We start from the raw sequence: 25,600 nt of genomic DNA on the forward strand, positions 1-25,600 counted from the left end.
AGTATGCAAGAACCAAAAACCACATCCGCCGCCCGACGCAAAAAAGCACAACGCCAGCGCGAAGCCGAGAAATACGCCGCCATGGATATCAAAACGGTATCGGTGCAGCTGTCCAGCAACGAACGCAAGCAACTGGACGAAGTCCGCCAGTACCACGGCGGCTACGACGTAAACGAATGTATCGCCACACTGATCAGACGCGCATACCAAACCATGCAGGAAACCAAAGCTAACATCGAGCCGTGCGAATTATGCGGCCAGACATGGCCCAACACCTGCGACAAAAAATTCAAAGGCCGTGGGGAATGCTTTCTCACACACAAAAAGCGCGAATTAGCGCTTTAAAGGTATTTTTGTGAAAAATTGCAATATTCACTTTCTGTAAAAAGCGAATAGTATTAATATCAGTGGGTCGATATGAACGGCAACGAACGGCAACGAACGATTTGCGAAGGGAATTGGCTTTAGTTCATGTCAGAGAGGGGGGTGAAAATGGCTGAATTAAAAAGATCAGAAAAGGCTCGATTGATAAAAATCGCCAGTTCTGTGAGTTTTAATAGTAATAGTCTAAGTAGTGGAAAGAAGCTATCCAAAAAGCGCAAAGAGTACATTAGAAATGTATCGTCAAAGGCGCTAGAAGCTGCTCTTTCCAGCTAAGTATAAAAGTTAATTTGAAAAGCGCCCCTTCATTGGGGCGTTTTTGTTTGACGTAGGGACTAAGTGTGAAGGAAAAAGTGTGGGTTTTTGAACGTCTTGTGAAAAATGACCAAGATGCTCAAGGCTTGTTGGCGTATGCGCTGTATAAATATAGTAAGCATAGTTTGGCATTGAGCCTGAGAAGTGAAGGGGTCAGTGAACCTGAAATAGATAAACGAGTTAAAAACTTTCACGATGATCAGATAGCAAGTTATCAGCTGAGCACATATAAAGATCGAGCAGATGTTTACTTGGATGCAATGATAAAACAAGTAGAAGCGGATAGTGCGAAACACTATGCTGCTGAGATACAGGTATTGAAAAAGCAGCATGCTACTGAAATTCAAACACTAAAAAGTCAACATAAAAAAGGGTTAGAAAAAGCAGAAAGGGATCTTTTGAAAAATGTCATTAGGTTTAGGGAAGACAAACGAACTACACTGAGTAAGTTTGGCTTTTGGTTGCTATCTGGCGTTCCGTCTGCATTAGCGGCGTTAATCGTGACTGCAATTTTTTATGTAGTAATGTTTTTTGTAGTACAGGAGCAAACGAAAAAAGATGTGTTGCTAGAAGGAATGCAGAAAATATCTGGTATGGAACTAGAAACCAAAAAAGAAACGCCCTAGTCGGGCGCTTTTTGTTTCAGTAGGTCTTTAAGCTGATTTTGCAGGTCTTCTACCTGAAGTATAACCTCGCCAGCCTTGTCTTTGGGTAAACTGGCTAAGTCGTCAAAGCCTAGGCTGGTAAGTACTTTGTACAAAAGTTCTAATCGTTCCATGATTAAGTTACTCCTTTAAATTTCAATTTTGGATATTATTTCCTTTACCTTTATCATCGATGGGTGGTTATCGGTGATAGCTTCCTGACCACCACTTTTATTGCACTCTTTTAGGATGGCCTGTGCATATAGCGCTGCTTTGTATACGTTAACAATTCTGGTAAATATTTGGGTCGTTGATAGGCCGTGCTTTTCTGGTGAGCTGAAAATATTCTGCTCCAGCCATAATAATCCATTGTTTAACGCGGTAAGCTGGTCTTGAATGTTACGGATGTTATAGCGTTGGGCGTCAGTCAATTGGTCGGCGATTTCAATATAGTGGGTATCTAAAAAAGGAGTGTTTAAAGGTACACAATAAACGACAAGAAAAGACTTCCGATACTCAGCTACATTTTTTTCGAATGTTAGAACTCTCTCGTCAAGAGGTACGTCTATATCTTTTAATTCTTGAGTTAAGAGCCTCTTTAACTTTTTATCGTGCAAGCACGATTTTACAACTTCCGTTCCCTGTGAGAGTCCCCAACCAGCAGCAATACCAATTAAACCAACAATCAAATCACTCATAGTAGCCCCGTCCAATACTTCTCAGTCATAATCACTAGCGGGTGACCGCTATCCCTTAGCTCTATGGCCTTTTGAATCTTGCGGCCATAGCTGGTCGAAATCCAGTCAGGTGACACCTGTGTACCGATAATCACACAATCTATTGATTTGGATACATCTTTTTTGGTCGTTGCGCCCAACGCTTGGGCAATGGCTTCCACTTCCTTACGGGTGCCTTTATCAAAGGTGCCCGTAAAGCAAATGCGTAGGCCATCGTGGTTAAAGTCTTCAGGTTCAACAGCCACAAAGTGAAGCGGATGCACGTCGGTGCTTCCTGTTTCCATAAACTGAGTGCCAGTGATCTGCTTGAACAAAGCCAGTAATTCAGCGGCTTCTTTAGTCGTTATTTCGCGCTCTGTGTAGGGCTGCAATGCTTCAACGATTGCGCTGATTGGGTAGGTATCAAATAGGTGCTCGTTATCACTTAACCAGTTGATTAAGTAATTTACTTCCTCTTCCTTTAGGATATCGTCAGCAGCAATACCGCTAACAATGCCTAGGCATTCGTTGACTAGATCAGAGTCTTTTTCGTTGGTGACGACTTTGTGTTCAATAATGTCAGTGATTAAAGTGGTCAAATCCTCCATCTCGTCGGCATCGATCTTGCCGTCTTTGAGTATGTCGGTGACCAGGTCGAGCAGGTCGATACAGTCAGGATCATCACGCAAATGCTTTTGCGATCGTAACCATGTATCTAGGAAAAGGAATTCGGCTTCGTTAAGCTGCTGATCAGAAACTAAGCCTTGAAGAATACCAGCTAGAGAGTAAACGGCTTTGCGTTTGTTACTGGCTAAATTGAAATTGGTAGTGGTGCTGTTTTGCATACATCCTCCTTAATGTTTAGGAGGACTATACGCGCTAATAATTAAAAATAAAAACGTGACATGTCACGACTGCTTGCCATCCACCAACCAACGAGGCTCTTTAAACTCAATCCGCCCACGTTGTGGTAGCACATCGTTTAACTCTTCCCATATCGCCTGCATCGGTAAAATCTCTGAGTCGTAATACACTTCACGAATATTTTTTAAATCGCCATGCCCTGCAACATTCATCGGCATGATCGAGGCCAGTGCCGCCGGTACTCGGTGCAAATTGAGAATGTCTTGCTGTGTGACTTCTTTGATCTTGTCGTATTCGTCGTTGTTGCCATAGTCTCCGACGGGAATCAATTGCACGCGGTCTTTCGTAATGCCTGTCTTACCGCCAACCGTGGAGGACATATTCAAATACATACTGCGATAGTTGCCAGGTCCCTTAGTGTTAGCAATCGCGTCTTCAATGTCGTCGGCCATATCATCGTCTAAATCAAACGTGACAAATATATACCCTGCGTGCGCTCCGTTTTGGTAATAGCGACGGCGAAACAGCGTGGCCGCTTCCCCCAGTAATATGGATTGAACACCCGCGAAATAATCAGGCACACCATAGATGCTTTGGCGTACATCGTTGCCTTGCAAATGAATGATGTCGCGCGCTGCGAATTCCTGCATGGAGCCATCGTTATTCAATAACCAATAATTATTGTCGGTCCCTACGCGCATATTAATAGCCGGCAACCGAACGTAGCGATTAACACCGCCCAAGCCATTACGGATCGCCAACAGATACCCGTTTTCAAACACCAAATAATCTTGAAACGCCGCGCGAATTTCCTTGCGCAAAATCAGCGGGTTTTCTTTCCAGTTGGCCAAAAGTTGATTGCATTTAAAGCCTAGCGCACTGGCGTGGGTACCATTAGCGGATAGTAGTTTGGATAGACCGGATAGACTCACGGGCGGAATGTAATACAGCGCGTTCGAGTCTGCAAAAATCCCCAGATAGTCAGTAATGCCGCCGCTTAGCACCGGTTCAGGGTCACCAAAGCTAAACGCTTTCGCCTTCACTTTAGACGGTTCAGCGGGTAGCGACTGGGTAGACTCAACACTGTAAGAGCCATCAATAGTAGCGGGTAAGCGGTGGCGTGGTTTATCTGTCATGATTGATCCTTTAGCCCATCGCCATGCGCCCCTTACGGGCGCCGCGAGCGGGTTGTTTAGAATTGGTGTATTGGAGTTCGGCTTTCATCGCGTGGAAAACAGCCCACGCAATATCGGCGTGGCCAGCGTTGCCAATGCGTGCGGCGCCGTAGGTCAGCGTACCGTTAGGGGTCGTAAGTTGTTTGATCAGCATTAATGACTGGGTCGTTTCTTTATTGCCCATGTCATATTCAAAGCGCCCGCCGTCGATCAGGCGTTTAGCTCGAGTGACCAGGTCGGTTTTCTCAATGGCTGAGTAAGTGATAGCGATGACGTGTTTTAAATTAAGGTCAACACAGCATTGGAATGTGTCCCAACCAATGCCCGTGGTATCGATACCACACCACGCCACGTTATAACGTGAATAAGCTTCTTTAATACGCTCGGCTTGATACGTAGAGGTCATGCCTTTGAATTGCTCGGTTTCGATGACTCGCCACTTTTCACCCGCATGCAATGGCATTAGCAATACCACCAACGCCGCGTTATCTCGCACACGACTAGGGTCGTAACCAATCGCCACAGGGCGGTTACCAACAGGTGATGTACTATCAAAATCAACATCGGCCCATGCGCTGTACGCATCCACCATGCATTTCTGCAGAGTGGTGAACGGGAACACCGAATCGTTATCGTCAATGAATTTACAGCCAAACAAATTGGCGTAGTCTTCTTTACTGTATTCCGCTTTCAGCTCGGCAATATCAAACAGCGTACAGCCGGCTTTCTCGGCATCTTCCACCGTGACCAGATGACGCCATATTTTGTCGCCACCCAGTGAGCCTTTTTTAAGTGTCTTATCAGATAGATCGATTTCGACTTTCTGCGCCTTGGGTCGGCCTTTATTGAATTTCTCACCAGACCAATGTTCATACGCTGGGTGCTGCAGGCTGGATGGTGTAGAGAAATACGTACGACGCCATTTCTTATGTGCTGCCATGCCAGACGCCAGCTTTTGCAACTTCTCATAGCCGTGGATCCAAAACACTTCATCTACATAAAGGTGCCCGTGGTAACCCTGCGCCGTGCTACTGTTCGTCGATAAGAAATACAGCGTGGCCCATGTCTTGCCGTCTTTCGTTAGCTCAATAGAGTCTTGGCCTTTCAGCTCAATATCAAACGTGTTGCGTGCAAAGGCTTGGATGTAAGCTTTAAATAATCGCGCCTGGTCTTTAGATGCAGACAAGAACACTTGGTTTTCACCATTTTTGCATGCGTCTTCGAAGGCTTCCCATGCAAAATAGTACGTGGCACCAATCTGGCGTGATTTCAGGATAAATCGGTTACGGCGTAGATCGGGATCGTGGGCAACTTCACGCCAAAGCTTTTGATAGTCGAATAGGTTTTCATCTGCCCAGGTATCAAACTTGGATAGGTCAATCTCACTGATGTCGTTCTTAGGCTTGGCCTTGCGGCCTTTATTACTGCGGCGGGTTGCGCGTTTCTCGGCACCGGCTACTGCGTCGGGCCTGCCTTCTTTCAGTGCTTGGGCTTCGGCCATCACCTTTTCGGCTTTGGCCAAATCCTGCTTGAGTGAGCCAAACGCCTTGCACAGCGATTCCAGCTCTTTTAATTCTGCTGGGGTTTTGTTCTCTCTATTAGATAGCGTGGCAATGCGGCGGCTAATTTCAATCTCTGCAGTGTCGTATGCTCGCAGTTCTTTCCAGTTAAATTTCTCTATCCAATTGAATACAGTGCGCTCACTGACATTTAAACGTGCGGAAATCTCCGAGGGTTTGTGTGCCTGGATAAATAATAAACGTGCATAGTCGATCGTTTCTTGAGAATGTGCCATGAGCCCATCTTAACGACCCACCAAACACCAAATAACTCTAATAATTACAATTAGTTGCGAATTTTTAAAAATCGCAATTCTAAACAATTCACCTGCTTGAGAGCGCCCCGCCTGCCGCATATCGTTTAACCAACTAATGACGAATTCAACGGTACAGGTGTTCAAAAATGGCGAAAAATTCCAAGTGGTTCAAAGTGGCAACGTCTGGCCCAACTGTCGATGGTCGCGAGATCAAAGAGCAGTGGATCAAAGACATGGCCGAGACTTACGACCCAGCAGAATACACCGCCAATATCTTTCAAGATCACTGGTCATGGTATGGCAACTATGGACGCGTAACGGCTGTAAAAGCAGAGAAAGACGGTAAAGGCCGTTTATGTCTGTTCGCTCAAGTGGAAGCCAACAAGCTGTTGCTGAAACTGAATGAAGCCGGTCAAAAGCTTTTTACCTCTATTCGAGTGCTAGAAGACTTCGCCAACACAGGCAAAGCCTACTTGATGCACCTAGCCATCACAGATGAACCCGCCAGCCTTGGAACAGAGCAACTTTCATTCTCGGCGAAAGGTGAAGAGTCGCTGATCTTTGCCAACCAAGACGGTACCAACCTCGAATTCGATCAACTTACAGACGACGAGCTGGAAGCCGAAGCGCGCAAGCGTCCTGGCTTCTTTGAGCGACTTTTTAGCAAACACTCCCCAGAGCAGGAAAACGACGACATGAGCAAAGCAGCACTAGAAGCACTGCAAACAAAAGTCACTGACTTGAGTAAACAAGTTGCAGCGCTATCAGGCACTAAGGGCGATGAAGAAACGCCGCCTGATAGCACTGACTATTCAGCAGAAATCGATCAGCTAAAAAGCAAGATCGAAACGCTAGAGAAAGAAAACGGCGAATACAAAACGCAGCTAGAAGGCGTTGATCAGCTGAAAACAAACTTTGCCCAGCTTGAGACCGCTTTTAACGAAGCGATGAAAGACGCCGGTACGCCACCGCCGCCAAGCAAGGGCGAAAGCCAAGATACAGAATTCGATCTGTTCTAAAACGCAGCGTCTGGGGAGCCGCTAAAACACGAATTTAACAGGATGGGAAACTAGATGAATTTATCCGCAACAGGTCGTATTCGCTTAAACGGTTACATGAACCGTTTGCACGAAAAGGCAGGCGTTAAGCAGGGTGAGCAATTTGAAGTCACGCCAGCAGCAGTACAAAAGCTATTTCTAAAAGCCGTAGAAGATGGCTTGCCATTCCTTGGCAAGATCAATGGCAACGTGATGGTGACAGAGCAGGTTGGTAAAAAACTTGGCCTATTTGTCACGGGCTTGATCGCTGGTCGTACTGATACCAGTGCAGATGCTGAGCGTGTCGCGCGTAGCTTGCATGGTCTGGATGAGCACGGTTTTCACCTTCGTCAAACCAATGCTGACGTAGCACTAAAGTACGGCATCATCGATCAGTGGAAGCACGTCAATGAAGGCAAGTTTGCTGAAATGTATGCATCGGCATGTCGTATGGCGATTGCCAATGACCGTTTACGTATTGGCTGGTACGGCACATCGATTGCCGCCACTACTGACCCAACAGAAAATCCAATGGGCCAAGATGTCAATAAAGGATGGTTCCAGAAAATCCGTGAAGAAGCGCCGGAGCAAATCGACGACGATGCAATCACAATCGGTGCGGGTGGTGACTATGCCAACCTAGATGCGGCGGTCCGTGATCTTAAAGACTCGATTGATCCTATTTTCCGTAATGACCCACGCTTGCGCGTGTTCATTGGTAGCAACCTGATCAGCCTAGCTGAAAACAAGTTCTACACGGCGGGCGGTGATAAGCCGAGCGAAAAACGCCACTTGGATGGCGGTCGTTTGCTAGACACTTACGGCGGTCTGCCAGCGGAAACACCACCGTTCTTCCCTGAAAACGCCATCATGATCACCTTCTACGAGAACCTTTCGATTTATCGTCAAGAAGACTCATGGCGTCGAAACATCATCGACAACCCGAAGAAAGACCAAGTCGAAGATTTCAACTCGTTCAACGAAGACTACATCGTCGAAGAGTACCGCGCAGTGTCTGCGGCCACCAACGTAACGGAATACGTTGCGACGCCGTAGGTAAGAACTGATCAAAGGCTTACCAAAGAGCACTTGGCGTAGCTGAGTGCTCTTGAATAGGCCAAAGGGGAATCCATCACATGAGCGTAATCCAACAACGTCGCGCGGCCAAGCTGGCGGCGAAAAAGAAGCAAGCAGAGCAGCAACAAGCTGCGGCCAAAAAGCACGCCGCGCAGGCCAAAGCAGAAGCCAGTGCAGCACCGACTAAAAAGCCATCCAAGCTACGCCAAAAGCTGGCCAAAGCAACGGATCAGCAGATCAAAGACTTAGACCACAAAGTCGATGGTTTAGAAGGTCAGGTGGACGACATGGACCACGACCTAGCTGAAACGCAAGGCAAAGTTGATCAGCTAGATGATCAAGTGAGTGACCTAGATGGCTCGGTTGATGAGCTAAAAGACGAAGTTAGTGAACTGGATAACCGCGTCACTTCACATGATGACGACATCAACGAGCTGCGCTCACGCATCGACAGCGAAGAGGGCACCGGTAACACAGAGCTAGAAGCAGCCAAAGAAGTGGTGGCGAAATGCATTGAAGAAACGCGCCCGCTAGAAGAGGTTGCGGACCGTGAACCCTACAAAGCCGAAGCAATTAAGCGCTTAGAAGCGTTTGTGATGAAGTACATCGATAGCGCAGCGGCTTACCCAAACATTGCCGCCGTCTGGTTCATGATCTGGTTATTTGATCTAGCCGACATTCCGCGCGCGGTAAAAGTGGGCCTGTATCTGGCAAAGCAGGGCATTCACAAAATGCCAACGCGCTTTAGTTCAAACATTTACACCTACATTTGCGACAACGTCTACGACTGGGCAAAAGTCGAATTAGCGGCCGAGCGGTCAGCGGGTCCATACCTGCAACAAGTGGTAGAGGCCATGGAGGCGCAAGGCTGGGAAGTGCCCATTGTCGTGCGCGGCAAAATGCACGCCATGTACGGCAAGCACCTTGAAGCCATCACTGAGTACAAAGATGCGCTCGAAGAGTACGAAACCGCCATGTCGATTAATGACCGTGCGGGCGTGAAAAAGCGCATTACAGAGATTAAAAAGTTGTTGGAAATCCACGACTAACCAGCTCCCCAAGCGACACGGGCAACGGCTGAGGCGTAGCTATTTAAGCGATGACCATAAGCCGATTGCACCGTGTTTGGATTAACGAAATTAGGAAGGTATCGCCATGAGTTTAAACGGCATTACAGGCAACACGACCAGTTCAAAGATCATCGTGAATGCCAACGCGTTCTTTCCTGATATCGAAGTGCAGGCGTTTATCGATATTTACCGCCTGCCAAGTGAATACAAAGAAATCACACTGGTGCAAGAGCTGAAAACGGCCATGTACCAGGTCAACGAAGAGCTGATCGACTACGTGTTGATCTTGCAAAGCGTTGATCCAGTGGAAACGCTGGACGAATACAGCGAGCCACTGACCCACGCATACAAAAAAGCCGTCATGGACACAGCGCGCGCAGGGCTAATCAAGTATTTCGAGACAGCCAACCGCAAAGCCGCCGCAGAAGTGCAGGGCGACCGTGGCGATGTACTGAAAGACGTATGGACCGAAGCAGCATATGCCGCCATGGACCAAATCAGCAAAGGGCTACTGGACGCAGCAGAAAAGCTGGGAGCCATGGGCAAAAAGCGTCACCACGCCAACGGCTTTAAGGCGGTGACTATATGAAAAAGTTTGGCCAGCTAACCGAATTTTTACGTGACAGCGGAATGATCCAAACCAACAAAATGGATCAATGGGTGGAAAACATCCAACTGCGTGGCAGTGGCAAATACGACGGCACCAACGTGTTGCTGTACACCCAGCAATATAGAGCGGTGTTCTCTATCGAGCACTACGCCTACAAACGTTACCCAGTTGAACAGCTATTCGCCCAATTGGTGACATGGCTAAGTGAAAACGATGATCGCAGTGAACTGGATGACCCGGACCTAAACATCGATGTGGATGTACTGGACAACGACACCGCAGACATCGAAATCACAGTGCAGTTTGAAGAAGACGTGTACATCACAGAAACCGAGGGCGGCAACATCACCATGAAAGGAAAAGCGTGGGGATTAGCGGATCCTGCTTACGACATCGCAGAAAGCGCGCAGGTCGTAAATGGCGACTGATAGCGGATTAAGAGCCGCGTGGCATGGCGAGAGTGCGTTAGTTGCAGAATTAAAGCTGCTATCGCTGCCGCGACAAAGGCGCAAGCGCGCACTGGGGCAGATTGGCCGAGAAGTAAAAAAGCAGGCGCGGTTAAATGTGCGCAAGCAAAGCAGCGTTCGCGGTCAGCGGTTTGCTGATCGGAAAAAGAAGCGATCAAAAAAAGGCCGCATGCTAAGCGGTTTTGTCCGAGGCGGAAACATCCGGCACAAAGCGAGTGCCACCGGTGTCACCGTCGGTTTTAAGAGTGACACCATGGCAAAAATGGCCGCAGCGCATCAATACGGCGAAAGCCAAACAGTTAGAGCCAAACCCATGAGCGCGGCACGTCGCAGAGAATGGGGTAATGACTCAGCGACTAAAGTGCAAGCTAAGCGCATTCAAAAGCTCGGCTACAAGCACAGGAAAAAGCGGGTCAGTCAACGCTACATCATGGAGTCGATGACCAAGCTGCAGGCGCTAGGATTGATATACAAATTAGAGGGCGATCAGGAAGGAAGGCAGAGCTGGGACACAGATTTACCAGCCCGCGAGTTCTTCCCAAATGACGCCCAATGGGTAAAACAGATGACAGTTGAAGTCATCGCCAAAGAACTAAGCAGAGGCTAATCATGGCATTAGGCAAGGTAAGTGTAACGGCAGTTGATACAGGTAGCGGTGGCTTTACCGAGCCAGAACGCCAACTGATTTTTATCGGTACTGCGACAGAAAACAAAGGCACGGTGCAATACATCGACCAAACAACGGATTTGGACGATGTATTGGGCACCGATGAAAGTCCATTAAAAACCATGGTCAATTTGGCTAGCTTGAACGCGGGTACCAACTGGACGTGTGTGGCTATTGCATTAGCAGACGGTCAAACGTGGTTAGAAGCATTTAACAATGCCATGGATATTAACATCGTCTGTGAAGGTGTAGTGGTCTGTGATGCATTACCGGATCAAGCATCCGTGAATGATCTGATCATCGCCGTAGCAGATGCGGAAAACGAGTATGCGCGCAACATCTTCATCATGGGGCGCTGTGCGCCGTTAGGCGAAACAGAAACATGGGCACAGTTCATCGAGCGTTTTGATGCCATGCAAGACGGCATCGCCAGTGATGGTGTCATGCTAGTCCCAGATGTGTGGGACGGCTGGATAGGCGTGCTTGCGGGTCGTCTATGTCACGAATCACAGTCTATTGCTGATACGCCGATGCGTACCGCGTCGGGTTCTATCGTGGGTTTCGTATCGCTGCCAGAAGATGCAGACGGTGTGCAATTCAACATGTCACACGCCAAAGCGCTAAACGATGCGCGCGGCTCAGTGCCGCAAATCTACGCGGATTACGACGGTATCTACTGCAGTGATGGTATGACGCTGGCCGCAGAGGGCAGTGACTTTGCCGTGATCGAAAACCTGCGTGTCGTGAACAGCGTGAAACGCAAAGTGCGCATTCTAGCAATCAAAAAGATCGGTAACCGCCAGTTAAACAGTATGGCGGCATCCATTGCAGCACATGAAACCTACTTCATGCGTCCAATGATCGATATGTCCAAGTCTTTCATTCTGGCAGGTGTGCCAATGCCAGGCGATGTGAAGCCACCGCAAGCAGGTGACGTGACCATCACTTGGTTAACTCGTACAGAAGTGGCCATCGGTATTTTGGTGCGTCCTTACAACTGCCCGAAATCCATCAAGGCTTACGTGGCCCTTAACCTAACTGGAGCGTAATAACATGCAGCATATTTCCGGTTCAGATGTGTACGTGACCATCGGCACCGCCTTGGTACACGTCAATCAATTCACGGTTTCCATCGAAGACGGCATGACCGCAACCAGTACACATGGTGTGCCAAATGGCTACGTGGGCGGCGCGGCAACCGCAAGCGGTGAAATTCGTGTCGACACTGAAAACTTTAAATTAATTATGGCGGAAGCCAAGTCAGCGGGATCGTTCCAGCGTTTGGAGCCATTCGACATTATCAGTCTTGGTAAGACGGTTGATCAGGAATTCAAAGTAGCGGCGTTTGGCTGCAAATTGACGATTTCCAGTTTGCTGGATGCCAACTCAGATGGCGGCTCAAAGCTTGAACATACTATCCCGTATCAAGTGACCGATTCGCGCTTTGTCGAAATTGACGACGTGCCGTATCTGGATCAAGACCGACTCACCGAGCTAGGACTGTAAGCCATGATTAATCGCATCGTTATCCATTGCTCAGACACGCCAAACGGACGCCCAAATACGGCGGAAGACATTCACCGTTGGCACCTTGAACGTGGCTGGGATGGCATTGGTTACCACCATGTCATCACAGTGGATGGCGATGTGCAGAATGGCCGCCCGCATTACTGGCAAGGTGCGCACGCTGACCCATTCAATAAAAACTCGCTTGGTATCTGTTTGATTGGTCGTGATCAGTTTACAGATGCGCAGTGGCGTTCATTGGAAGGCTTGGTGATCGGGCTCAAAGAGCAATATCAAGGCGCGGAAGTGCTAGGGCATTGCGACCTGAATAGCCACAAAACCTGCCCGAATTGCGATGTGAAAGAGTGGTGGGCAGGCGTGCAAACACGAGGCATCGACTAATGAGCGTACTGACTGCTATCGGGTCAATTTTGAGCGGCTTAACCAAGCCGCTATCGGACGCTTACTCAGCGTACACCGCCCGCAAAGCGGCAAAGGATACTGCAGAAGCCAAGATCAAAATGGCCAAGCAAGCGGGCGATTTTAACATCCAGCTAAGCGACGCCGAGTGGGAAGCGATCAGCAAGCGCAACGAGTCCGGCACATGGAAAGACGAATACGTCACGCTGATCATCACCAGCCCCTTTGTGCTGCTGTTTCTATCAGCTGTGGCCAGTGCGTGGACGGGGGATCCCCGCTTCATTGTTTCGGCCAATGCAGGGATTGAGGCATTAAAAGGGCTAGGCGTGGATTTAGGGGATTTGATGGCGGTTGTGGTATTTGCCGCAGTCGGATTAAAGAGCATCGGGGCAATTAAGAAATAGGCGTGGCATGGAAAAGACCAACGTAGCTGCTAACTACTGGATTTCACTGTTCACCTTTTTTACGGGGTTATCCGTCAACGAGTGGGTGGCGGTCGGCGGTCTGATCATCGGTGTGGCGACATTTTTAACGAATTTTTGGTTTAAGCGAGAGCATTTAAAGATTGCTCGACAGCAAGCGCAAGCAGGGGAAAACGCATGAAAGATATTCAGATTTTAGTGGGTGATAAAGAGTTCGATTTTCAAGTCTCGAATGCTCTTTACAACAAATTTGTGGACACCATGGCGAGTGGTAAAGCGGTTCAAGCAGGCTTCAATCTACTATCAAAATCAGTAGATCAAAAGCAGCGTGCATCATTGATGGAGTTGATCCGCGATAAAGAAAACCAGCCAAAAGCAACATTGGTTATGAGCGTGGTTGGTGAAATCTCGGAAGAGATGGGGGATAGCTTGCCAGAGGTGGTAAAGCTGCAGAAGAGCACCGCGACTTTTGCCGACGAAACAGCATAGAGCAGCTTGTCACGCTGCGCATGAAGCACTTGCCACATGCGCAGGATGACGCTGAATCATGGGGCCGCGCTTTATGGCTCGAAGAAAGGCAACTAGAACTACACACCGCCGCCGTGACAAACGGCATTTCAAAAGCATTTGCTGGTAGATAAATGATATGAAGCAACTTGAAAAACTCATGCTCACTATCGGCCTGCTAGACAAGGTCACCAAGCCTATGCGCGGCATTCAGCGCACAATTCAGCAGGTGACCAGTCAATCACGCAAAGCTTTTGAAAGCACTGCGGCGGGTGTTACTGCCCTGATCGGTGCCGCTGGAACCTTTATGGCAACGGTCAATCCCGCTAATGATCTTAATAGCGCATTGCGGGAAGTGTCGTCACTTGATGTGGCGGACGACACCCTGAAAAAACTCAATGAGGCGGGGCTTCAATACTCTATCGAGTTTGGAGACAGCGCAGCCAACTATGTGCGCTCGGCCTATGACATCCAATCCGCTATTGCTGGTTTAACGGGTGACGATTTACCACGCTTCACAACAGCGGCGGGTACGTTAGCCAAAGCAACGAAAGCCAGTGTGGGCGATATCACATCTTATGTCGGTACTATGTACGGCATTTTTCAAAAGCAAGCCGACCAAATGGGCAAGGGTGAGTGGGTAGAACAGCTCGCGGGCAAAACCGCTGCAGCGGTGCAGATGTTTAAAACCACTGGTCCAGAAATGGCGAGTGCGTTTGAGTCACTGGGTGCTGGTGCGCAAACAATGGGCGTTAGTCTACAAGAGCAGATGGCTGTGCTTGGCTCACTTCAGGCGACCATGAGTGGTTCAGAAGCAGGTACAAAATACGGCGCTTTCCTAGAAGGTCTAGCCGGTGCCCAGAGTGATCTGGGGCTCAATTTCAACGATTCAAGCGGCAACTTGCTACCAGTTGTCGACATCCTGCAAATGATCCAAGGCCAAATGAAAGGCATGAACGCCTTGGAGGCTCAAGAATTCTTGTCTGGTGCATTTGATGGTGAGGCGGTTGGCTTCATTCAATTGATGTCTCAGAACATCGGCAAGCTGAATGGCGATATTGCAAAGCTCGGCGAGCAAACAGGCATGCAAAAAGCCACGGAAATGGCCAACAAAATGAAAGACCCATGGGCGCAAATTGCGTCAGGGATTCAAGCGGTATTTATTGCCGTCACGCAAAAAGCCTTACCAGCGATTGAACCATTTATCGCCTATTTGGTGAGTGTCACTAGCATGATGGTGGCATGGACAAACGAATACCCAGAGCTGACTAAATGGATTGCTTTAGCGGGTGCCGCGTTGATCGGGCTAGTCGCCATCGGCGGCACGCTTTCGTTAGCGATTGGGCTGGCTCGTTATTCCATGGTGGGCATGATGGTGGTCACTAATCTTTGGCAAGCTCGAACAGTTGCCGTAACCGCCGCTATCTGGCTGAAAACCGCAGCCCTTTGGGCAATGCGCACCGCTATGCTGGCATTCGTGCTCTATGGTCCTGCAGTCGCGGCCTTCTTCGGCGTATTGAAGGCATCCATTCTTACATCACTGCCAGCTATCTGGGCATTCACTGCCGCATTGCTGGCCAACCCACTGACGTGGATTGTGGTCGGCATCGTCGCGTTAGTCGCGGCCATTTCAGGGTTGATCATCTATTGGGATGAAGTGACAGCGGCAATAAGTAAAAGCTGGAATTGGCTTAAAGGTCTGTTTGCTGACAGCGAATGGATGAAGCTGGTGTTTGCGCCTATTTACCTAGGTATTCAGGCAGTAGATGCCGCAATCTCTGCATTCCAAAAAATCCCAGAGTGGTGGCAATCATTCAAAACATGGTTCGCCAGCATATCCTTTGCGCCCGTTTGGAATTTAGGCGCCGAGCTAATCGACGGTCTAATGCAGAAATGGAACGATCTGCAGGTGTGGTTTAGCTCGATAACGCTCATGCCGAAGTGGGACCTATCACTAGATGCTTTCGAGTCAATCAAACAGTGGTGGGTCAACTTCAAGTCATGGTTGGGCCAGCTAAACCCGCTTTCGATGTTGGGTGACTCCGCCGACTGGCTACAGTCGAAATTGTCATGGGTGCCAGGTATCGACGCGCCGGAAGCCAAAACAACAGAAACCGTCAAAGAGCAAAGTGGTGCGCTAGGTGGATTAGCGTTGCCAGGCTCCGAGCCCACGCAGACAGAGAAAGAGGGTGGTTTATTTCAGTCGATCAGCAATCTATGGAATGGCGGATCGAAAACCACACAAGTAGAAAAAATCGAAGTCCACAACCACAGCGCGGGTGTACGCGGTGAGGATTTAATGCACGAACTAGAAATGGCGGCGGGCTAAGTATGAGCAGTATTGATCTATTAATCGCTGATTTAGATTTATCGCTGAATGATCGTGGCGAGCCTCATTACGTGGTGGGCGTGGACTGTGTTGCGCAAGACATTAAACACATGCTGATCGAAGAAGGGTACCTGACTGTGTTGATTGGCGAGCGTAACCGAGCGCGCATTTCCATGATTGAAATTGATATTGAAAACGCCATTGAGGATGACGCGCGCATCCTTTCTGGGTCAGCCAGTGTGAGTATTTCCAACGGTATTGTGATCTGTACCGCTGACACGACGGATGCCGAGAAAATCTATATGGAGGCGCAAATCAATGGCTGATTTTGAGCGTTTCTTTACAGATCAAGGCATCCCGACGACAGAATACAGGATGAAAGAGCGGTTTAAGCAAATCGTGATCGATGAGGGGGCAACGGTTTCTAACGACTCTCGTTATTCACCGTTTTGGCGTGTGATCTCTGCCATCGTCGTTACACCAGCTATGTGGCTACTAAAAACGCTGATCGGAAGCATTGCGCCGCAGTTTTATTTGAAAACCGCAACGGGGACTTATTTGGATGACTGGGCAGCAAATTACGATGTGACGCGAAACATAGGCCAGTCAACCATTGGCACGCTTGAGTTTCATCGCTACGACGATACGCAGGCGCGAACCCTCGTTGCAGGGACGGCTATTAGCTCGTTGCCGATTAACAACATCGTGTACACCGTCCATCTCCTCAATGACTTGGAGTTTGAGGCGGGCGTTGCCTACAAGGATGCTGTTGTATCGTCTGTTGTAAACAGCTCTGATACTAATCTAGCGGCGGGTTACTTTAACCAGATCGCCGAGGCGGGTTTATCCGTTGATCACGGTGACAACTGGATAAGTCAAATTGGTGTTAGGGATGAAACAGACGAAGAATTACGCGAGCGCGTGCGCCTTCGCTTTAATCGCTTATCTCACTATCACACAGATGGTGTTTACCGCTCAATTATCAGTGAAGAAGCAGACGTACCACCGGCTAATGTCTTTTTTCAACATGATGCACCGCGTGGACCAGGTACGGCAAACGCTTACATTTTATTCCCGCTGGCGGTGCCGCAGACAAGTGTGCTTGCGCGAGTAAATAAGCACATCAGAGAAGACGGCCACCACGGCCATGGTGATGATGTAATGGTGTTTGAAATGCCACGCCAAGGTGTTGAGGTCACGGCCACGGTATTTATCAACAACGAAGTGATCGAGTTAGAACGCGAGCGTATGCGTGCTGAAATTACCCAAGCTATCAGAGCGGCTTTTCGTGAAAACGCTGCGTATACGGGACTAACGCTCACACACCCAAAAAGCCGTTTTTCGTTCACTCGATTAAGTGGGGAGTTAGTCCGCATCTTTCCCGATTTGGATTTGATTGAGTTTGATAACGCTGACATCTACACAGAAATGTGGGTGCCATCACTGAACAGCGTCACGCTGAACATGGGGGCGTAATGACTGACGATATTCAAACCGGTGAGTTACCAAGTTGGTTACAGGACGCTGAAGTCACAAAGTTAAAAAACGCGGCTGGCAAGTTCTGGGGGCAGGTTTCAGATTGGCTAAAACTGCCACTTGAGCAACTAGACCCGATTACCTGTCATCCTGTGGTGTTGCGTCTTTATGCCTATCAGCAAGACGTAGACCGCTTTGTCACAGAGCCGGATTCGTTGTATCGCCTACGAGTTGCAACAGCGGGGTCTAATACTCGCGACGCGGGTGAATTGATCGGCATGGAACAGATTGTCGAACGATTTGGGGAAGTCATCGCTGGAACCGTCGAACGTGATCCTGATAAAGATTGGGACGTTATTACATTGGTTCTGGAAAACGGCGTGCTAACGAAGGATTGGGAGCTAGGACAATTCATTATCCGCCAGTACGGGCGCACTTGCCGCCGCTACGAATTTTTACTACTCGACATGATTAGCGGATTTTCAGTTGGTGGGGTAGAAGGTGGTATGGAGACCGTCACCACGAAGGTGTCTTTATTCATTCCAGCATATGACGACTTGGTGCCACTACCAATTCAAATTTCACTTAACAGCGCGGAAGTGTCGCGCGATCACATTAAGGGGTTCTCATGGCTGTAAACGGCACGATTACCACGGCGGGCGCGGCTTATCTGTCGCAGCGCATTTCAGCAATGGCAAACGTAACCATTGATCATTTCGTGATGGCCAACGTGCCAGGTATCGACGAAACCACCGAAGCCGATCCAAACTTTGTATTAGCAGAAGAATACATCGTCGCCACGGCGCCTGTGTATCGATTGGCTCACAACGGGGAAAACTCCGTTGTGTATTCCATGGTGCTTGATGGTGAAGAAGGTGACTACGATTTCAATTGGTATGGGCTGGTAACGAATACGGGGGTGGTGTTGGCGTTTGCTAATATTCCGCAGGTTGCTAAGCGTGCGAGTGTTGGTCAGGTGATCAACCGCAACTTTATCTTGCCGTTCACCGCAGCCAAAGCGCTGACTGGTGCGGACATTCCTTCGGAAAGCTGGCAGTTTGATTTCACAGAAACCATCGCAGAAGTGACGGTTTCATTATTGGGTCCGCGTTATGTCTACACTGGCGGGACTTACACTTATCAGTTCACGGATTGGGATGATTTTTCGACCTATTCAGTATTCTCTGATGTGGGGGTAGTGACGCTCGGTAATGCGGAAATGACACTGGATATTCCGTCCAATACAACGGCGGAAGAGTGTTTGGTTACTGTGATCCGTAACGGCTCTGCTCGTGTTCTGACTATTCGTGTGGGTGATCCAGTCGTAGCACAGCCAACACTGATTGCGCCAGTTGATGGAGCTCCGAATATCGCAGAGACGCCAACGCTAACCATGTCGCCGTTCAAGACATTTCCACCGGATACGGATACGCAATTGTCGGCGGATTGGGAGCTATACGACGCCAACGACAACTTGGTGCTAAGCAGTTATGACGACACCGTTAGCTTATCTGCCTTTACAATTCCTGAGGGTGTTCTAACTGAGGGCGGATACGGCTACAAGTGGCGTGGTCGTCAAAACGGACAAGTGCTCGGAAATAGCGAGTGGTCAGAATTATCGATTTTCACCACCAAGGATCAGTTTGCTTATAACAGTGCGCCGACATTGATTGCTCCATTGAGCGGTTCTACGGATATTGCGTTACAGCCAATGCTGACAATATCTGGTTATAGCGTTACACCTGCTGGTTTTGATGCGGTAGATGCGGTTCAGTTCCAGCTTTATAGCGATTCAGGGTTAGAAAATCTTGTTTGGGACTCGGGGGTGCTTACATCGGGATTCACATCGGTTCAGGTTGGAGTTGAGTTAGCTATTGGTCAGGAGTATTACTGGGTTGCTAGACATCGCGGAAGTTCTATTGGCTGGACAGGCTTTTCGGTGCCTTGGTCTTTTGTGACTAGAGAGGCAGAGCTGCCGCAGGGAGTCTTTAGTGCTGACCTTTACTTTGGAAACCTATCTGGCGTTCAAATTAACAATGGAATTGATTTTGCTGGTAAAGACGGGATGCTGTGGATTAAGCAGCGAGATAATCCCAACGCTCATGCGTTGTATGACACGATCCGAGGTCCGCTTTACCGTTTGCGCACTCCTGGTGCGTCGGCTCATGCGGGAGTTGTTGGTGGGCTTGAGTCGTTTAATGCCGATGGTTTTACTTTGGGCGGGAATGTTGGTGAAACTAACCAAAATGGTGTTAAGCACGTGGCATGGTCGTTTAGAAAGGCCGTAGGCTTTTTTGATGTGTTCGAGTTTGAAGGGGATGGCGCAACGGATCGTGCGTTATCACACGGATTAGGGAAAGAGGTAGGGGCTTACATCGTTAAGCGAATTGACGGCGCATCTGACTTCTGGTTGTGGCATCGTGCTGTTTCAAAGAAAGATAGTGGTGGCTATCGAGGGTTGAAATTGAATGATGCGGCGGGGTTGAGCACTTACTACTTGGGCGATTCTGATCCAACGAATACGGAGTTGTTTGTGAGCGGCGACTCAAATGTTTTAGGGGCTCGCTACATTGTATATGTGTTTGCGCATGATCCAAGTCCTAGCGGGATTATCCAGTGTGGTGGCGGTGGTGCATATCAAAGGCAGGATTTGGGTTGGCGGCCTCAGTTTATATTTCAAGCTGGAACAAACGGTTCTAATGGTGATCGTCAATTGATTGATGATGCTCGTGGTATAGGCCCATCTGGTGAGGCGATTCTGATGGCTAATCAGACTGGTTATGAAACCACAGATCAGGATGCAATTTTAGAGGTCGACGGCACAGGATTTAAGCCTAATGCTGGTGGGCCAACTATTTTTATCGCAATTCGTGAGCCGATTCCGGTTTAGGTGGAGAAGATAATGCAACAAATGTTTTGTCTCTGTTATGGAGAGCGAATACTGACCAAGCCGAAAATATATGATCGAAATTCTTTAGCAAGAGCAATTGCGCATCATGGTCTTGCTGAGGGGCTTTTGCCGTTCGCCGTCCCGACATCTTATCTTGATATTGGTCATTTGCGCTTATTGCCCGTCTTCGATGAAACGGTTATTCCGAGTCCTGACGATTTTTATCATGTGGGTCAGGCTAAGCTAGAGGTTTCAGACTATCAGGTGATCAGAAGTTATCCTGTTAATCCTTATTCGATTGAGTATTGTGCTGAATTGGTGGCGAAAGAAGTGTCTGACAAGGTAGATGCGGTAAAGCCTAAATTGAGTGTGGGATACCCCGATATCGAAGTGGACAGTTGGCCGTTGCAGTTGATGGAGGCAAACGCCTACGCTACTGATCCAGAAACCTCGGTACCAACGCTTAAAGGTATTGCGGCTCGCCGTGGTTTAGAGTTGTCTGACTTGGTTGATCGTGTTTTGGCAAAGGCTCCAGTCTATTCCGAAAAGATTGGTTTTTTGCTTGGTTCTCGACAGTTTGTTGAGGATGAATTAACTAAGCTGAAGGAGTCAGAACCAGAAAATTGGCTGAGCCAATTGGTTGAATTGCGAAGTACGTGGCAGTCTGATTGGCCGCCAGAGTTGTTGGGTAAGTAGCTATGGGAAAGGCATGGCTTTACTGCTTAGACCATCATTTTGAATACGAGCACCCGCTATTAGCAGGCATCGAGTTTCAAAACGAATGGGTAACTATTTCTAACTCTAAGATGCTCGTTACCCCGTGCTATTCGTGGGACGGGTGTTCGCCAAAGGTTTATGTATTGGGGTTGTTTGTGGTCGGCACGCCGGATGGTTGTCTACGTAACGGTAAACCGTGGCTGTATTACGACAGTCTTGTGCATGACGTGCTATGTCAGTTTCGTGATCAATTGCCGCTAAGCAAGGCGGACAGTGTGACTATTTGGAACGATCGACTAATAGATTCAGATTGGCCATTGCGTCCTTTGTATGTAGCGATGGTGGACAGATATGGTCCGCAGGATTGGGCAGCATGATTCTAGTACTAAACGGAACAAGTGTGCGTGGATGGGGTTTTGCTGTGACCGGTGAGCAACCATTACCAGAAGAGGATTTATCCGCGCAAACATCCTCAACGCTAACAGCAGAGAAGGGTTTTAAGGGTAAGCGCCTGCGGGTAAAGCTGAATATCAACTTTGAAAACGCAGATGATTTAAAGAGCTTAGTTTTATTGGCTCAAGCTGTAGATGCTTCGGGTACACGTCAAGTCTATACGGTGAGCAACAAAACAGCGTCGGCAATGGGCGTCCGCCAAGTAAGATTTAGTGAGCGATTGAGCGCTCAAGAAATGGAAGATAAGCAGGCTTGGACGGTCACCTTTGTTTTGTTGGAGCATAAATCCGTGGCAGAAAAGCGCGAAAGCAAAGCGTTAGCGGATTCAGGAAACAAAGTGACATCTGTGGGACCAGCAGATCAGCAAGCAGAGCAAGAAGCGGCAGCGGACGTGTCATGGTTTGAAGAAAATGTATTGATGTCAGCTGATAGCAGGTTATCAGGAGGGGGTGAAGTCGATGTTGTATAGATTCTTTGTAAAAGTGGCAGGGGAAGAGCGGCAATTAGTGGAGCATGATGTGCGGCTATTCGCCAACGCATGCGGCACGGCATCATTGAAAGTAGTTTCAGACGCGGAGCCAAAGGGCTCCGTTTTTGTATCGATGTCCATTAACAATGGTCAACGGGTGGGTGTGTTTCTGGGCTTTATTGAGCGAGCAACCAAAGCAACAGCTGGTACATGGACCCTGTTTTGTCGTGAAAAATTGGCGATATTAGAGCGGCGTTTACCGTTATCAATGCGAAACACAACACTGCGCGAAATACTCACAGAGATATCGGGTAAAACTAAAGTGTCGTTCTCTTTGCCTAAGTCGGCATCCTATGTGGATCAGCCAGTGCCGCACTTTGTGCATACCGGCACAGCATTGCAGGCAGTCAGATCATTGGAAAAGGTGTTCAGTATATCGGACTTCATCTGTCAGCAACGACGTGACGGAACTATATATGTGGGAAGTTGGGTAGACGGCATCTGGATAGATAAGCCGATGCAGGTGCCGGAAACGCTATTCACTAATGTCAAAGCCAGCGAATCTTTGACATTTCCAGCAATACCAGGTCTTAGACCTTGTTTCTTATTAAACGGTCGTCGTATCTATGAGGTGACTATGTCAGATGTAACCATGGGGGTATCATGGAAAAAGCGATAGAGCGCATTTTGTCTCGCAAATATCCAGAGCTAGAAATGGGCTGGCACTTGCCACTGTGGGCAAAGGTGGTCGATAACGGTGAAGCATTAGCCCAGCAAACCGCCACAGAACAGCGCCCAGTGTACGCAGTGTCGGTACGCATACTGGATCGATACGGCAATGTGGATGCTGAGGTGCCAGTGATCAATGATGTACTGCTGCCAGTGCCAGCCGGTGCAGCCAACCAGCGCGGCCAGTGGTCTAAGCCGCTGGTTGATACCGTGGTTGAATTGGCATTCGCCTATGGCTCACCAGCACATCCATTCATTCGTTCCATATTGCCACATGGTCTAGTGCTGCCATCGATGGGAGAGAAAGACCAGCGTTGGCAGCAGAGCGAGAAAGCCTACATTCAAGTCAACGAAACAGACGAATGGGAAAAGACAGGACTTAACGACCTTACAAAGATTGAAAACAATCTAACACAGCGCATCGGCAACGTCCGCGATATCATCGCCAAGAAACACTGGGCAGGCAGCGAAACAGAGAACATTTATAAGCTACTCCACGAGCTAATGATCACCGTTTCTGGCATCGCAAATATTGCAGCAAACCACGGACATCCATACACATGGAGTGACCCGGGCGGAGCTGGCACCACATCACCGCCAACCACCGCCGGCCAATACACCGCCAAGAGCAACGAAGCCAGCAACCAAGCGGCTCGGCTTCAACCACTACTGAAATAAAAAGGGCGCACACAGCGCCCTTTTTAGTGGCCAAAATTAAAAATATCTCGCACCCCGCGACCCCTCAAAAGCACTCCTCCCCACGCCTGCGCGCTTTACGCAATGTTTTGATTACTGCAACTTTAAAACTGCAACGACAAGCCGCCACAGCCCGTATGTAAAGCGATTACAGAAAATACGGTATTTCAGTCGAATGAAAGAAAATGCAGTAAAAAGAGCCTTAGAAACGCCGTGTAAAACTAGCGTGTATCAGTAACCACGCGGGATGCCGCCGGATCGTCGATAATTTGATTAATTTCTTTCTAGTAAACCACGGAGTAACATGGGCGGGAGAAACTATTGGGGTTGGCTCGGCATCATTAGAGTTGTATCGGCAATGACAGATATGCTGCGTTAAGATAGTATTCAGCCATAAATTTTAGGGTGGCGCTTATTGAAATGGGTATCGTAGTGGGTATCAATGCTAAGTGGCTAAAGGTAAAAAGCTTTAAAAACAAATGGTTAAGCCTTTTATGGTTCTGATGATCGATAACTACGATTCGTTCACCTATAACTTGGTGCAGTACATTCGTGAGTTAGGTTATGAAGTCGATGTGCGTCGTAATGATGCACTTACGATCCAAGATATTGAGGCGCTTGCGCCAAGTCATATCGTCATCTCTCCAGGTCCGTGTACGCCGAACGAGGCAGGTGTTTCTTTGGCTGCAATTAAGACTTTTGCTGGCCATATTCCTATTTTAGGTATTTGTCTTGGGCATCAAAGTATTGCGCAAGTTTTTGGTGGTGACGTAATTCGTGCCAAAACAGTAATGCATGGTAAAACCTCTAAGGTGTACCATAAAGGAATCGGTGTGTTCCGTGATTTACCTAATCCCTACAATGCTACCCGTTACCATTCTTTGGTCGTGAAGCAAGCAACGCTGCCGGAGTGTTTTGATGTGACCGCGTGGACACAGAACGATCAGGGCGAGCTGGATGAAATCATGGGATTGCGTCATACATCCTTGAATATAGAAGGGGTGCAATTTCACCCTGAGTCGATTTTAACAGAGCATGGTCATGCTCTGTTAGACAACTTTTTCAAACATTAGGAGTTGGCTGGTGGATATACAACAAGCAATCGCTAGAGTCGTGGATAAGCAAAGCCTGACAAGCGAAGAAATGCGTGACGTGATGCGTGACATCATGACGGGACAAGCAACCCCAGCTCAAATAGGTGGTTTTCTCATTGGTTTACGTATGAAAGGCGAAACTGTAGATGAGATCACTACGGCGGCTGAGGTGATGCGCGAGCTATCTTCTAAGGTAGACCTAGGGGATGAAACGCTTGTTGATACTTGTGGTACGGGTGGTGATGGCGGTAATTTGTTTAACGTATCTACCGCATCTGCGTTTGTTGTTGCCGCGGCTGGTGGTCGTGTTGCAAAGCACGGTGGTCGATCGGTGTCGTCGAAATCAGGCAGTGCTGACGTATTAGAGAAAGCTGGCGTATACTTAGGTTTAGAAAGTGATCAGGTTAAGCGCTGTGTTGAAGAGTTAGGTTTGGGCTTTATGTTTGCACCGAACCATCATGCAGCGATGAAATACGCGGTTGGGCCTCGTAAAGAAATGGCCACACGGACTCTTTTTAATTTGCTGGGACCGTTGACGAATCCTGCTGGCGCCAAACGCCAAGTAATGGGGGTGTTTGGCAAAGAGTGGGTGCGTCCTATTGCTGAAGTGCTAAAAGCCTTGGGCAGTGAGCATGTAATGGTCGTGCATTCTGTTGATGGCTTAGATGAGATCAGTGTCGCACAGCCAACATACGTGGCTGAATTAAAAGACGGTGAAATTACCGAATATCAAATTGCGCCTGAAGACTTTGGTATTCCTCGTCAGTCTTTGGCCTTAGTGCAAACGGAAGATGCTGACAGCAGTCTTGCAATGTTGAAGACGGCGATTGAAGGAAAAGGCGTGGACAACGCGCCACGTGACATCGTTGCTTTGAATGCTGGTGCTGCGATTTATGTATCCGGTGTGGCAGACTCATTAGCTGAAGGGGTAGCGATTGCGGAAGATGTGATCGGTGGTGGTTTAGCTAAGATCAAATTGCAAGAGCTGGCAAGCTTTACTCGTTGCTACATGCCTCATTCTACTGAAACAGCGAAATAAAATAGAGATCGATT

General features: G+C 48.5%; 33 protein-coding genes. 28 read left to right on the forward strand and 5 right to left on the reverse strand.

The features are described from left to right. The first annotated feature begins 3 nt into the window (after positions 1-3). The 3 genes from AYW75_RS03690 (at position 4) to AYW75_RS18755 (ending at position 1,322) form a co-directional block, all read left to right on the forward strand. Positions 4-345: a hypothetical protein gene (locus AYW75_RS03690; RefSeq protein WP_067095558.1), complete on the forward strand. Its 342-nt coding sequence runs from the start codon at positions 4-6 to the stop codon at positions 343-345. Between the two features lie 147 nt (positions 346-492). Further along, positions 493-657 (forward strand): hypothetical protein, encoded by a 165-nt coding sequence (locus tag AYW75_RS18750; protein WP_156490801.1) that lies wholly within the window; start codon positions 493-495, stop codon positions 655-657. A gap of 65 nt (positions 658-722) precedes the next feature. Continuing rightward, positions 723-1,322 (forward strand): hypothetical protein, encoded by a 600-nt coding sequence (locus tag AYW75_RS18755; protein ID WP_067095559.1) that lies wholly within the window; start codon positions 723-725, stop codon positions 1,320-1,322. On the opposite strand, the gene AYW75_RS18760 is transcribed toward AYW75_RS18755, so the two are convergent. The 5 genes from AYW75_RS18760 to AYW75_RS03715 form a co-directional block, all read right to left on the reverse strand. Further along, complete coding sequence (locus AYW75_RS18760; RefSeq protein ID WP_156490802.1) at positions 1,319-1,474, reverse strand: hypothetical protein; 156 nt, start codon at positions 1,472-1,474, stop codon at positions 1,319-1,321. The two genes, AYW75_RS18755 and AYW75_RS18760, sit on opposite strands and share 4 nt — an antisense overlap. A 15-nt stretch (positions 1,475-1,489) precedes the next feature. Beyond that, entirely contained in the window at positions 1,490-2,038 is a 549-nt protein-coding gene (locus AYW75_RS03700; RefSeq protein ID WP_067095561.1) for a hypothetical protein, read from the reverse strand. Then, positions 2,035-2,901: a BRCT domain-containing protein gene (locus AYW75_RS03705; RefSeq protein ID WP_067095564.1), complete on the reverse strand. Its 867-nt coding sequence runs from the start codon at positions 2,899-2,901 to the stop codon at positions 2,035-2,037. Before AYW75_RS03705 ends, AYW75_RS03700 begins: the two co-directional genes overlap by 4 nt. A 63-nt stretch (positions 2,902-2,964) precedes the next feature. Continuing rightward, positions 2,965-4,056 carry a phage portal protein gene (locus AYW75_RS03710; protein ID WP_082856376.1) on the reverse strand — a complete coding sequence of 364 codons (1,092 nt, stop codon included), beginning with the start codon at positions 4,054-4,056 and terminating at the stop codon, positions 2,965-2,967. A gap of 10 nt (positions 4,057-4,066) precedes the next feature. After that, positions 4,067-5,890 carry a terminase large subunit domain-containing protein gene (locus tag AYW75_RS03715; protein WP_067095567.1) on the reverse strand — a complete coding sequence of 608 codons (1,824 nt, stop codon included), beginning with the start codon at positions 5,888-5,890 and terminating at the stop codon, positions 4,067-4,069. A 167-nt stretch (positions 5,891-6,057) separates the two neighbouring features. On the opposite strand from AYW75_RS03715, the gene AYW75_RS03720 reads away from it, so the two are divergent. The 25 genes from AYW75_RS03720 (at position 6,058) to trpD (ending at position 25,586) form a co-directional block, all read left to right on the forward strand. Next, positions 6,058-6,930 (forward strand): GPO family capsid scaffolding protein, encoded by an 873-nt coding sequence (locus AYW75_RS03720; RefSeq protein WP_067095570.1) that lies wholly within the window; start codon positions 6,058-6,060, stop codon positions 6,928-6,930. Between the two features lie 54 nt (positions 6,931-6,984). Beyond that, complete coding sequence (locus AYW75_RS03725) at positions 6,985-8,004, forward strand: phage major capsid protein, P2 family (RefSeq protein ID WP_067095573.1); 1,020 nt, start codon at positions 6,985-6,987, stop codon at positions 8,002-8,004. A gap of 80 nt (positions 8,005-8,084) precedes the next feature. After that, entirely contained in the window at positions 8,085-9,074 is a 990-nt protein-coding gene (gene gpM / locus AYW75_RS03730) for a phage terminase small subunit (protein ID WP_067095576.1), read from the forward strand. Between the two features lie 106 nt (positions 9,075-9,180). Continuing rightward, on the forward strand, positions 9,181-9,684 hold the full coding sequence (locus AYW75_RS03735) for a head completion/stabilization protein (protein WP_067095580.1): 504 nt from the start codon (positions 9,181-9,183) through the stop codon (positions 9,682-9,684). Then, on the forward strand, positions 9,681-10,133 hold the full coding sequence (locus AYW75_RS03740; RefSeq protein WP_067095583.1) for a phage tail protein: 453 nt from the start codon (positions 9,681-9,683) through the stop codon (positions 10,131-10,133). The genes AYW75_RS03735 and AYW75_RS03740 overlap by 4 nt, the downstream gene beginning before the upstream one ends. Beyond that, positions 10,123-10,779 (forward strand): phage virion morphogenesis protein, encoded by a 657-nt coding sequence (locus AYW75_RS03745; protein ID WP_067095586.1) that lies wholly within the window; start codon positions 10,123-10,125, stop codon positions 10,777-10,779. The genes AYW75_RS03740 and AYW75_RS03745 overlap by 11 nt, the downstream gene beginning before the upstream one ends. A 2-nt stretch (positions 10,780-10,781) precedes the next feature. After that, positions 10,782-11,888: a DUF2586 domain-containing protein gene (locus tag AYW75_RS03750; protein WP_067095589.1), complete on the forward strand. Its 1,107-nt coding sequence runs from the start codon at positions 10,782-10,784 to the stop codon at positions 11,886-11,888. 4 nt (positions 11,889-11,892) lie between these two features. Beyond that, positions 11,893-12,345, forward strand: coding sequence for a phage protein (locus AYW75_RS03755; protein ID WP_067095592.1), 453 nt, complete (start codon positions 11,893-11,895; stop codon positions 12,343-12,345). Positions 12,346-12,348: 3 nt separating this feature from the next. After that, positions 12,349-12,747: an N-acetylmuramoyl-L-alanine amidase gene (locus tag AYW75_RS03760; protein WP_067095595.1), complete on the forward strand. Its 399-nt coding sequence runs from the start codon at positions 12,349-12,351 to the stop codon at positions 12,745-12,747. After that, positions 12,747-13,169 carry a hypothetical protein gene (locus tag AYW75_RS03765; RefSeq protein WP_067095598.1) on the forward strand — a complete coding sequence of 141 codons (423 nt, stop codon included), beginning with the start codon at positions 12,747-12,749 and terminating at the stop codon, positions 13,167-13,169. Before AYW75_RS03760 ends, AYW75_RS03765 begins: the two co-directional genes overlap by 1 nt. Before the next feature lie 7 nt (positions 13,170-13,176). Beyond that, the gene (locus AYW75_RS03770; RefSeq protein ID WP_067095601.1) at positions 13,177-13,368 is read left to right on the forward strand and encodes a phage holin; all 192 of its coding nucleotides are present in this window, start codon (positions 13,177-13,179) and stop codon (positions 13,366-13,368) included. Continuing rightward, complete coding sequence (locus AYW75_RS03775; protein ID WP_067095604.1) at positions 13,365-13,676, forward strand: putative phage tail assembly chaperone; 312 nt, start codon at positions 13,365-13,367, stop codon at positions 13,674-13,676. Before AYW75_RS03770 ends, AYW75_RS03775 begins: the two co-directional genes overlap by 4 nt. Before the next feature lie 20 nt (positions 13,677-13,696). After that, a complete protein-coding gene (locus AYW75_RS19200) occupies positions 13,697-13,828 on the forward strand; it encodes a DUF6890 family protein (protein WP_407943035.1) in 132 nt (43 codons plus the stop codon). Between the two features lie 5 nt (positions 13,829-13,833). Beyond that, positions 13,834-16,023 (forward strand): phage tail tape measure protein, encoded by a 2,190-nt coding sequence (locus AYW75_RS03780; RefSeq protein WP_067095607.1) that lies wholly within the window; start codon positions 13,834-13,836, stop codon positions 16,021-16,023. Positions 16,024-16,025: 2 nt separating this feature from the next. Next, positions 16,026-16,349, forward strand: coding sequence for a DUF2590 family protein (locus AYW75_RS03785; RefSeq protein WP_067095610.1), 324 nt, complete (start codon positions 16,026-16,028; stop codon positions 16,347-16,349). After that, positions 16,342-17,499, forward strand: coding sequence for a baseplate J/gp47 family protein (locus tag AYW75_RS03790; RefSeq protein ID WP_067095613.1), 1,158 nt, complete (start codon positions 16,342-16,344; stop codon positions 17,497-17,499). Before AYW75_RS03785 ends, AYW75_RS03790 begins: the two co-directional genes overlap by 8 nt. Continuing rightward, entirely contained in the window at positions 17,499-18,137 is a 639-nt protein-coding gene (locus AYW75_RS03795) for a hypothetical protein (RefSeq protein ID WP_067095616.1), read from the forward strand. Before AYW75_RS03790 ends, AYW75_RS03795 begins: the two co-directional genes overlap by 1 nt. Continuing rightward, positions 18,128-20,389 carry a DUF7483 domain-containing protein gene (locus tag AYW75_RS03800; RefSeq protein WP_067095618.1) on the forward strand — a complete coding sequence of 754 codons (2,262 nt, stop codon included), beginning with the start codon at positions 18,128-18,130 and terminating at the stop codon, positions 20,387-20,389. Before AYW75_RS03795 ends, AYW75_RS03800 begins: the two co-directional genes overlap by 10 nt. Positions 20,390-20,401: 12 nt before the next feature. Next, positions 20,402-21,085 (forward strand): hypothetical protein, encoded by a 684-nt coding sequence (locus AYW75_RS03805; RefSeq protein WP_067095622.1) that lies wholly within the window; start codon positions 20,402-20,404, stop codon positions 21,083-21,085. Positions 21,086-21,087: 2 nt separating this feature from the next. Next, on the forward strand, positions 21,088-21,483 hold the full coding sequence (locus AYW75_RS03810; protein WP_067095625.1) for a hypothetical protein: 396 nt from the start codon (positions 21,088-21,090) through the stop codon (positions 21,481-21,483). Beyond that, positions 21,480-22,028, forward strand: coding sequence for a baseplate complex protein (locus tag AYW75_RS03815; RefSeq protein WP_082856378.1), 549 nt, complete (start codon positions 21,480-21,482; stop codon positions 22,026-22,028). Before AYW75_RS03810 ends, AYW75_RS03815 begins: the two co-directional genes overlap by 4 nt. Next, positions 22,018-22,707, forward strand: coding sequence for a hypothetical protein (locus AYW75_RS03820; RefSeq protein ID WP_067095628.1), 690 nt, complete (start codon positions 22,018-22,020; stop codon positions 22,705-22,707). Before AYW75_RS03815 ends, AYW75_RS03820 begins: the two co-directional genes overlap by 11 nt. Further along, entirely contained in the window at positions 22,692-23,435 is a 744-nt protein-coding gene (locus AYW75_RS03825; RefSeq protein ID WP_067095631.1) for a hypothetical protein, read from the forward strand. Before AYW75_RS03820 ends, AYW75_RS03825 begins: the two co-directional genes overlap by 16 nt. A 512-nt stretch (positions 23,436-23,947) precedes the next feature. Beyond that, the gene (locus AYW75_RS03830; RefSeq protein ID WP_067096368.1) at positions 23,948-24,526 is read left to right on the forward strand and encodes an anthranilate synthase component II; all 579 of its coding nucleotides are present in this window, start codon (positions 23,948-23,950) and stop codon (positions 24,524-24,526) included. A gap of 10 nt (positions 24,527-24,536) precedes the next feature. Next, positions 24,537-25,586 (forward strand): anthranilate phosphoribosyltransferase, encoded by a 1,050-nt coding sequence (gene trpD, locus AYW75_RS03835; RefSeq protein WP_067095635.1) that lies wholly within the window; start codon positions 24,537-24,539, stop codon positions 25,584-25,586. The last annotated feature ends 14 nt before the right edge of the window (positions 25,587-25,600 follow it).

This window comes from Marinomonas atlantica, assembly GCF_001639725.1.
In the GTDB taxonomy this organism is placed as follows: domain Bacteria; phylum Pseudomonadota; class Gammaproteobacteria; order Pseudomonadales; family Marinomonadaceae; genus Marinomonas; species Marinomonas atlantica.

Bases quoted from the DNA above. Each gene is read 5' to 3' on its own strand.
- AYW75_RS03690 (WP_067095558.1), top strand. From the start codon at position 4: ATGCAAGAACCAAAAACCACATCCGCCGCCCGACGCAAAAAAGCACAA.
- AYW75_RS18750 (WP_156490801.1), top strand. From the start codon at position 493: ATGGCTGAATTAAAAAGATCAGAAAAGGCTCGATTGATAAAAATCGCC.
- AYW75_RS18760 (WP_156490802.1), bottom strand. From the start codon at position 1,474: ATGGAACGATTAGAACTTTTGTACAAAGTACTTACCAGCCTAGGCTTT.
- AYW75_RS03700 (WP_067095561.1), bottom strand. From the start codon at position 2,038: ATGAGTGATTTGATTGTTGGTTTAATTGGTATTGCTGCTGGTTGGGGA.
- AYW75_RS03705 (WP_067095564.1), bottom strand. From the start codon at position 2,901: ATGCAAAACAGCACCACTACCAATTTCAATTTAGCCAGTAACAAACGC.
- AYW75_RS03710 (WP_082856376.1), bottom strand. From the start codon at position 4,056: ATGACAGATAAACCACGCCACCGCTTACCCGCTACTATTGATGGCTCT.
- AYW75_RS03715 (WP_067095567.1), bottom strand. From the start codon at position 5,890: ATGGCACATTCTCAAGAAACGATCGACTATGCACGTTTATTATTTATC.
- AYW75_RS03720 (WP_067095570.1), top strand. From the start codon at position 6,058: ATGGCGAAAAATTCCAAGTGGTTCAAAGTGGCAACGTCTGGCCCAACT.
- AYW75_RS03725 (WP_067095573.1), top strand. From the start codon at position 6,985: ATGAATTTATCCGCAACAGGTCGTATTCGCTTAAACGGTTACATGAAC.
- gpM (WP_067095576.1), top strand. From the start codon at position 8,085: ATGAGCGTAATCCAACAACGTCGCGCGGCCAAGCTGGCGGCGAAAAAG.
- AYW75_RS03735 (WP_067095580.1), top strand. From the start codon at position 9,181: ATGAGTTTAAACGGCATTACAGGCAACACGACCAGTTCAAAGATCATC.
- AYW75_RS03740 (WP_067095583.1), top strand. From the start codon at position 9,681: ATGAAAAAGTTTGGCCAGCTAACCGAATTTTTACGTGACAGCGGAATG.
- AYW75_RS03745 (WP_067095586.1), top strand. From the start codon at position 10,123: ATGGCGACTGATAGCGGATTAAGAGCCGCGTGGCATGGCGAGAGTGCG.
- AYW75_RS03750 (WP_067095589.1), top strand. From the start codon at position 10,782: ATGGCATTAGGCAAGGTAAGTGTAACGGCAGTTGATACAGGTAGCGGT.
- AYW75_RS03755 (WP_067095592.1), top strand. From the start codon at position 11,893: ATGCAGCATATTTCCGGTTCAGATGTGTACGTGACCATCGGCACCGCC.
- AYW75_RS03760 (WP_067095595.1), top strand. From the start codon at position 12,349: ATGATTAATCGCATCGTTATCCATTGCTCAGACACGCCAAACGGACGC.
- AYW75_RS03765 (WP_067095598.1), top strand. From the start codon at position 12,747: ATGAGCGTACTGACTGCTATCGGGTCAATTTTGAGCGGCTTAACCAAG.
- AYW75_RS03770 (WP_067095601.1), top strand. From the start codon at position 13,177: ATGGAAAAGACCAACGTAGCTGCTAACTACTGGATTTCACTGTTCACC.
- AYW75_RS03775 (WP_067095604.1), top strand. From the start codon at position 13,365: ATGAAAGATATTCAGATTTTAGTGGGTGATAAAGAGTTCGATTTTCAA.
- AYW75_RS19200 (WP_407943035.1), top strand. From the start codon at position 13,697: ATGAAGCACTTGCCACATGCGCAGGATGACGCTGAATCATGGGGCCGC.
- AYW75_RS03780 (WP_067095607.1), top strand. From the start codon at position 13,834: ATGAAGCAACTTGAAAAACTCATGCTCACTATCGGCCTGCTAGACAAG.
- AYW75_RS03785 (WP_067095610.1), top strand. From the start codon at position 16,026: ATGAGCAGTATTGATCTATTAATCGCTGATTTAGATTTATCGCTGAAT.
- AYW75_RS03790 (WP_067095613.1), top strand. From the start codon at position 16,342: ATGGCTGATTTTGAGCGTTTCTTTACAGATCAAGGCATCCCGACGACA.
- AYW75_RS03795 (WP_067095616.1), top strand. From the start codon at position 17,499: ATGACTGACGATATTCAAACCGGTGAGTTACCAAGTTGGTTACAGGAC.
- AYW75_RS03800 (WP_067095618.1), top strand. From the start codon at position 18,128: ATGGCTGTAAACGGCACGATTACCACGGCGGGCGCGGCTTATCTGTCG.
- AYW75_RS03805 (WP_067095622.1), top strand. From the start codon at position 20,402: ATGCAACAAATGTTTTGTCTCTGTTATGGAGAGCGAATACTGACCAAG.
- AYW75_RS03810 (WP_067095625.1), top strand. From the start codon at position 21,088: ATGGGAAAGGCATGGCTTTACTGCTTAGACCATCATTTTGAATACGAG.
- AYW75_RS03815 (WP_082856378.1), top strand. From the start codon at position 21,480: ATGATTCTAGTACTAAACGGAACAAGTGTGCGTGGATGGGGTTTTGCT.
- AYW75_RS03820 (WP_067095628.1), top strand. From the start codon at position 22,018: ATGTTGTATAGATTCTTTGTAAAAGTGGCAGGGGAAGAGCGGCAATTA.
- AYW75_RS03825 (WP_067095631.1), top strand. From the start codon at position 22,692: ATGGAAAAAGCGATAGAGCGCATTTTGTCTCGCAAATATCCAGAGCTA.
- AYW75_RS03830 (WP_067096368.1), top strand. From the start codon at position 23,948: ATGGTTCTGATGATCGATAACTACGATTCGTTCACCTATAACTTGGTG.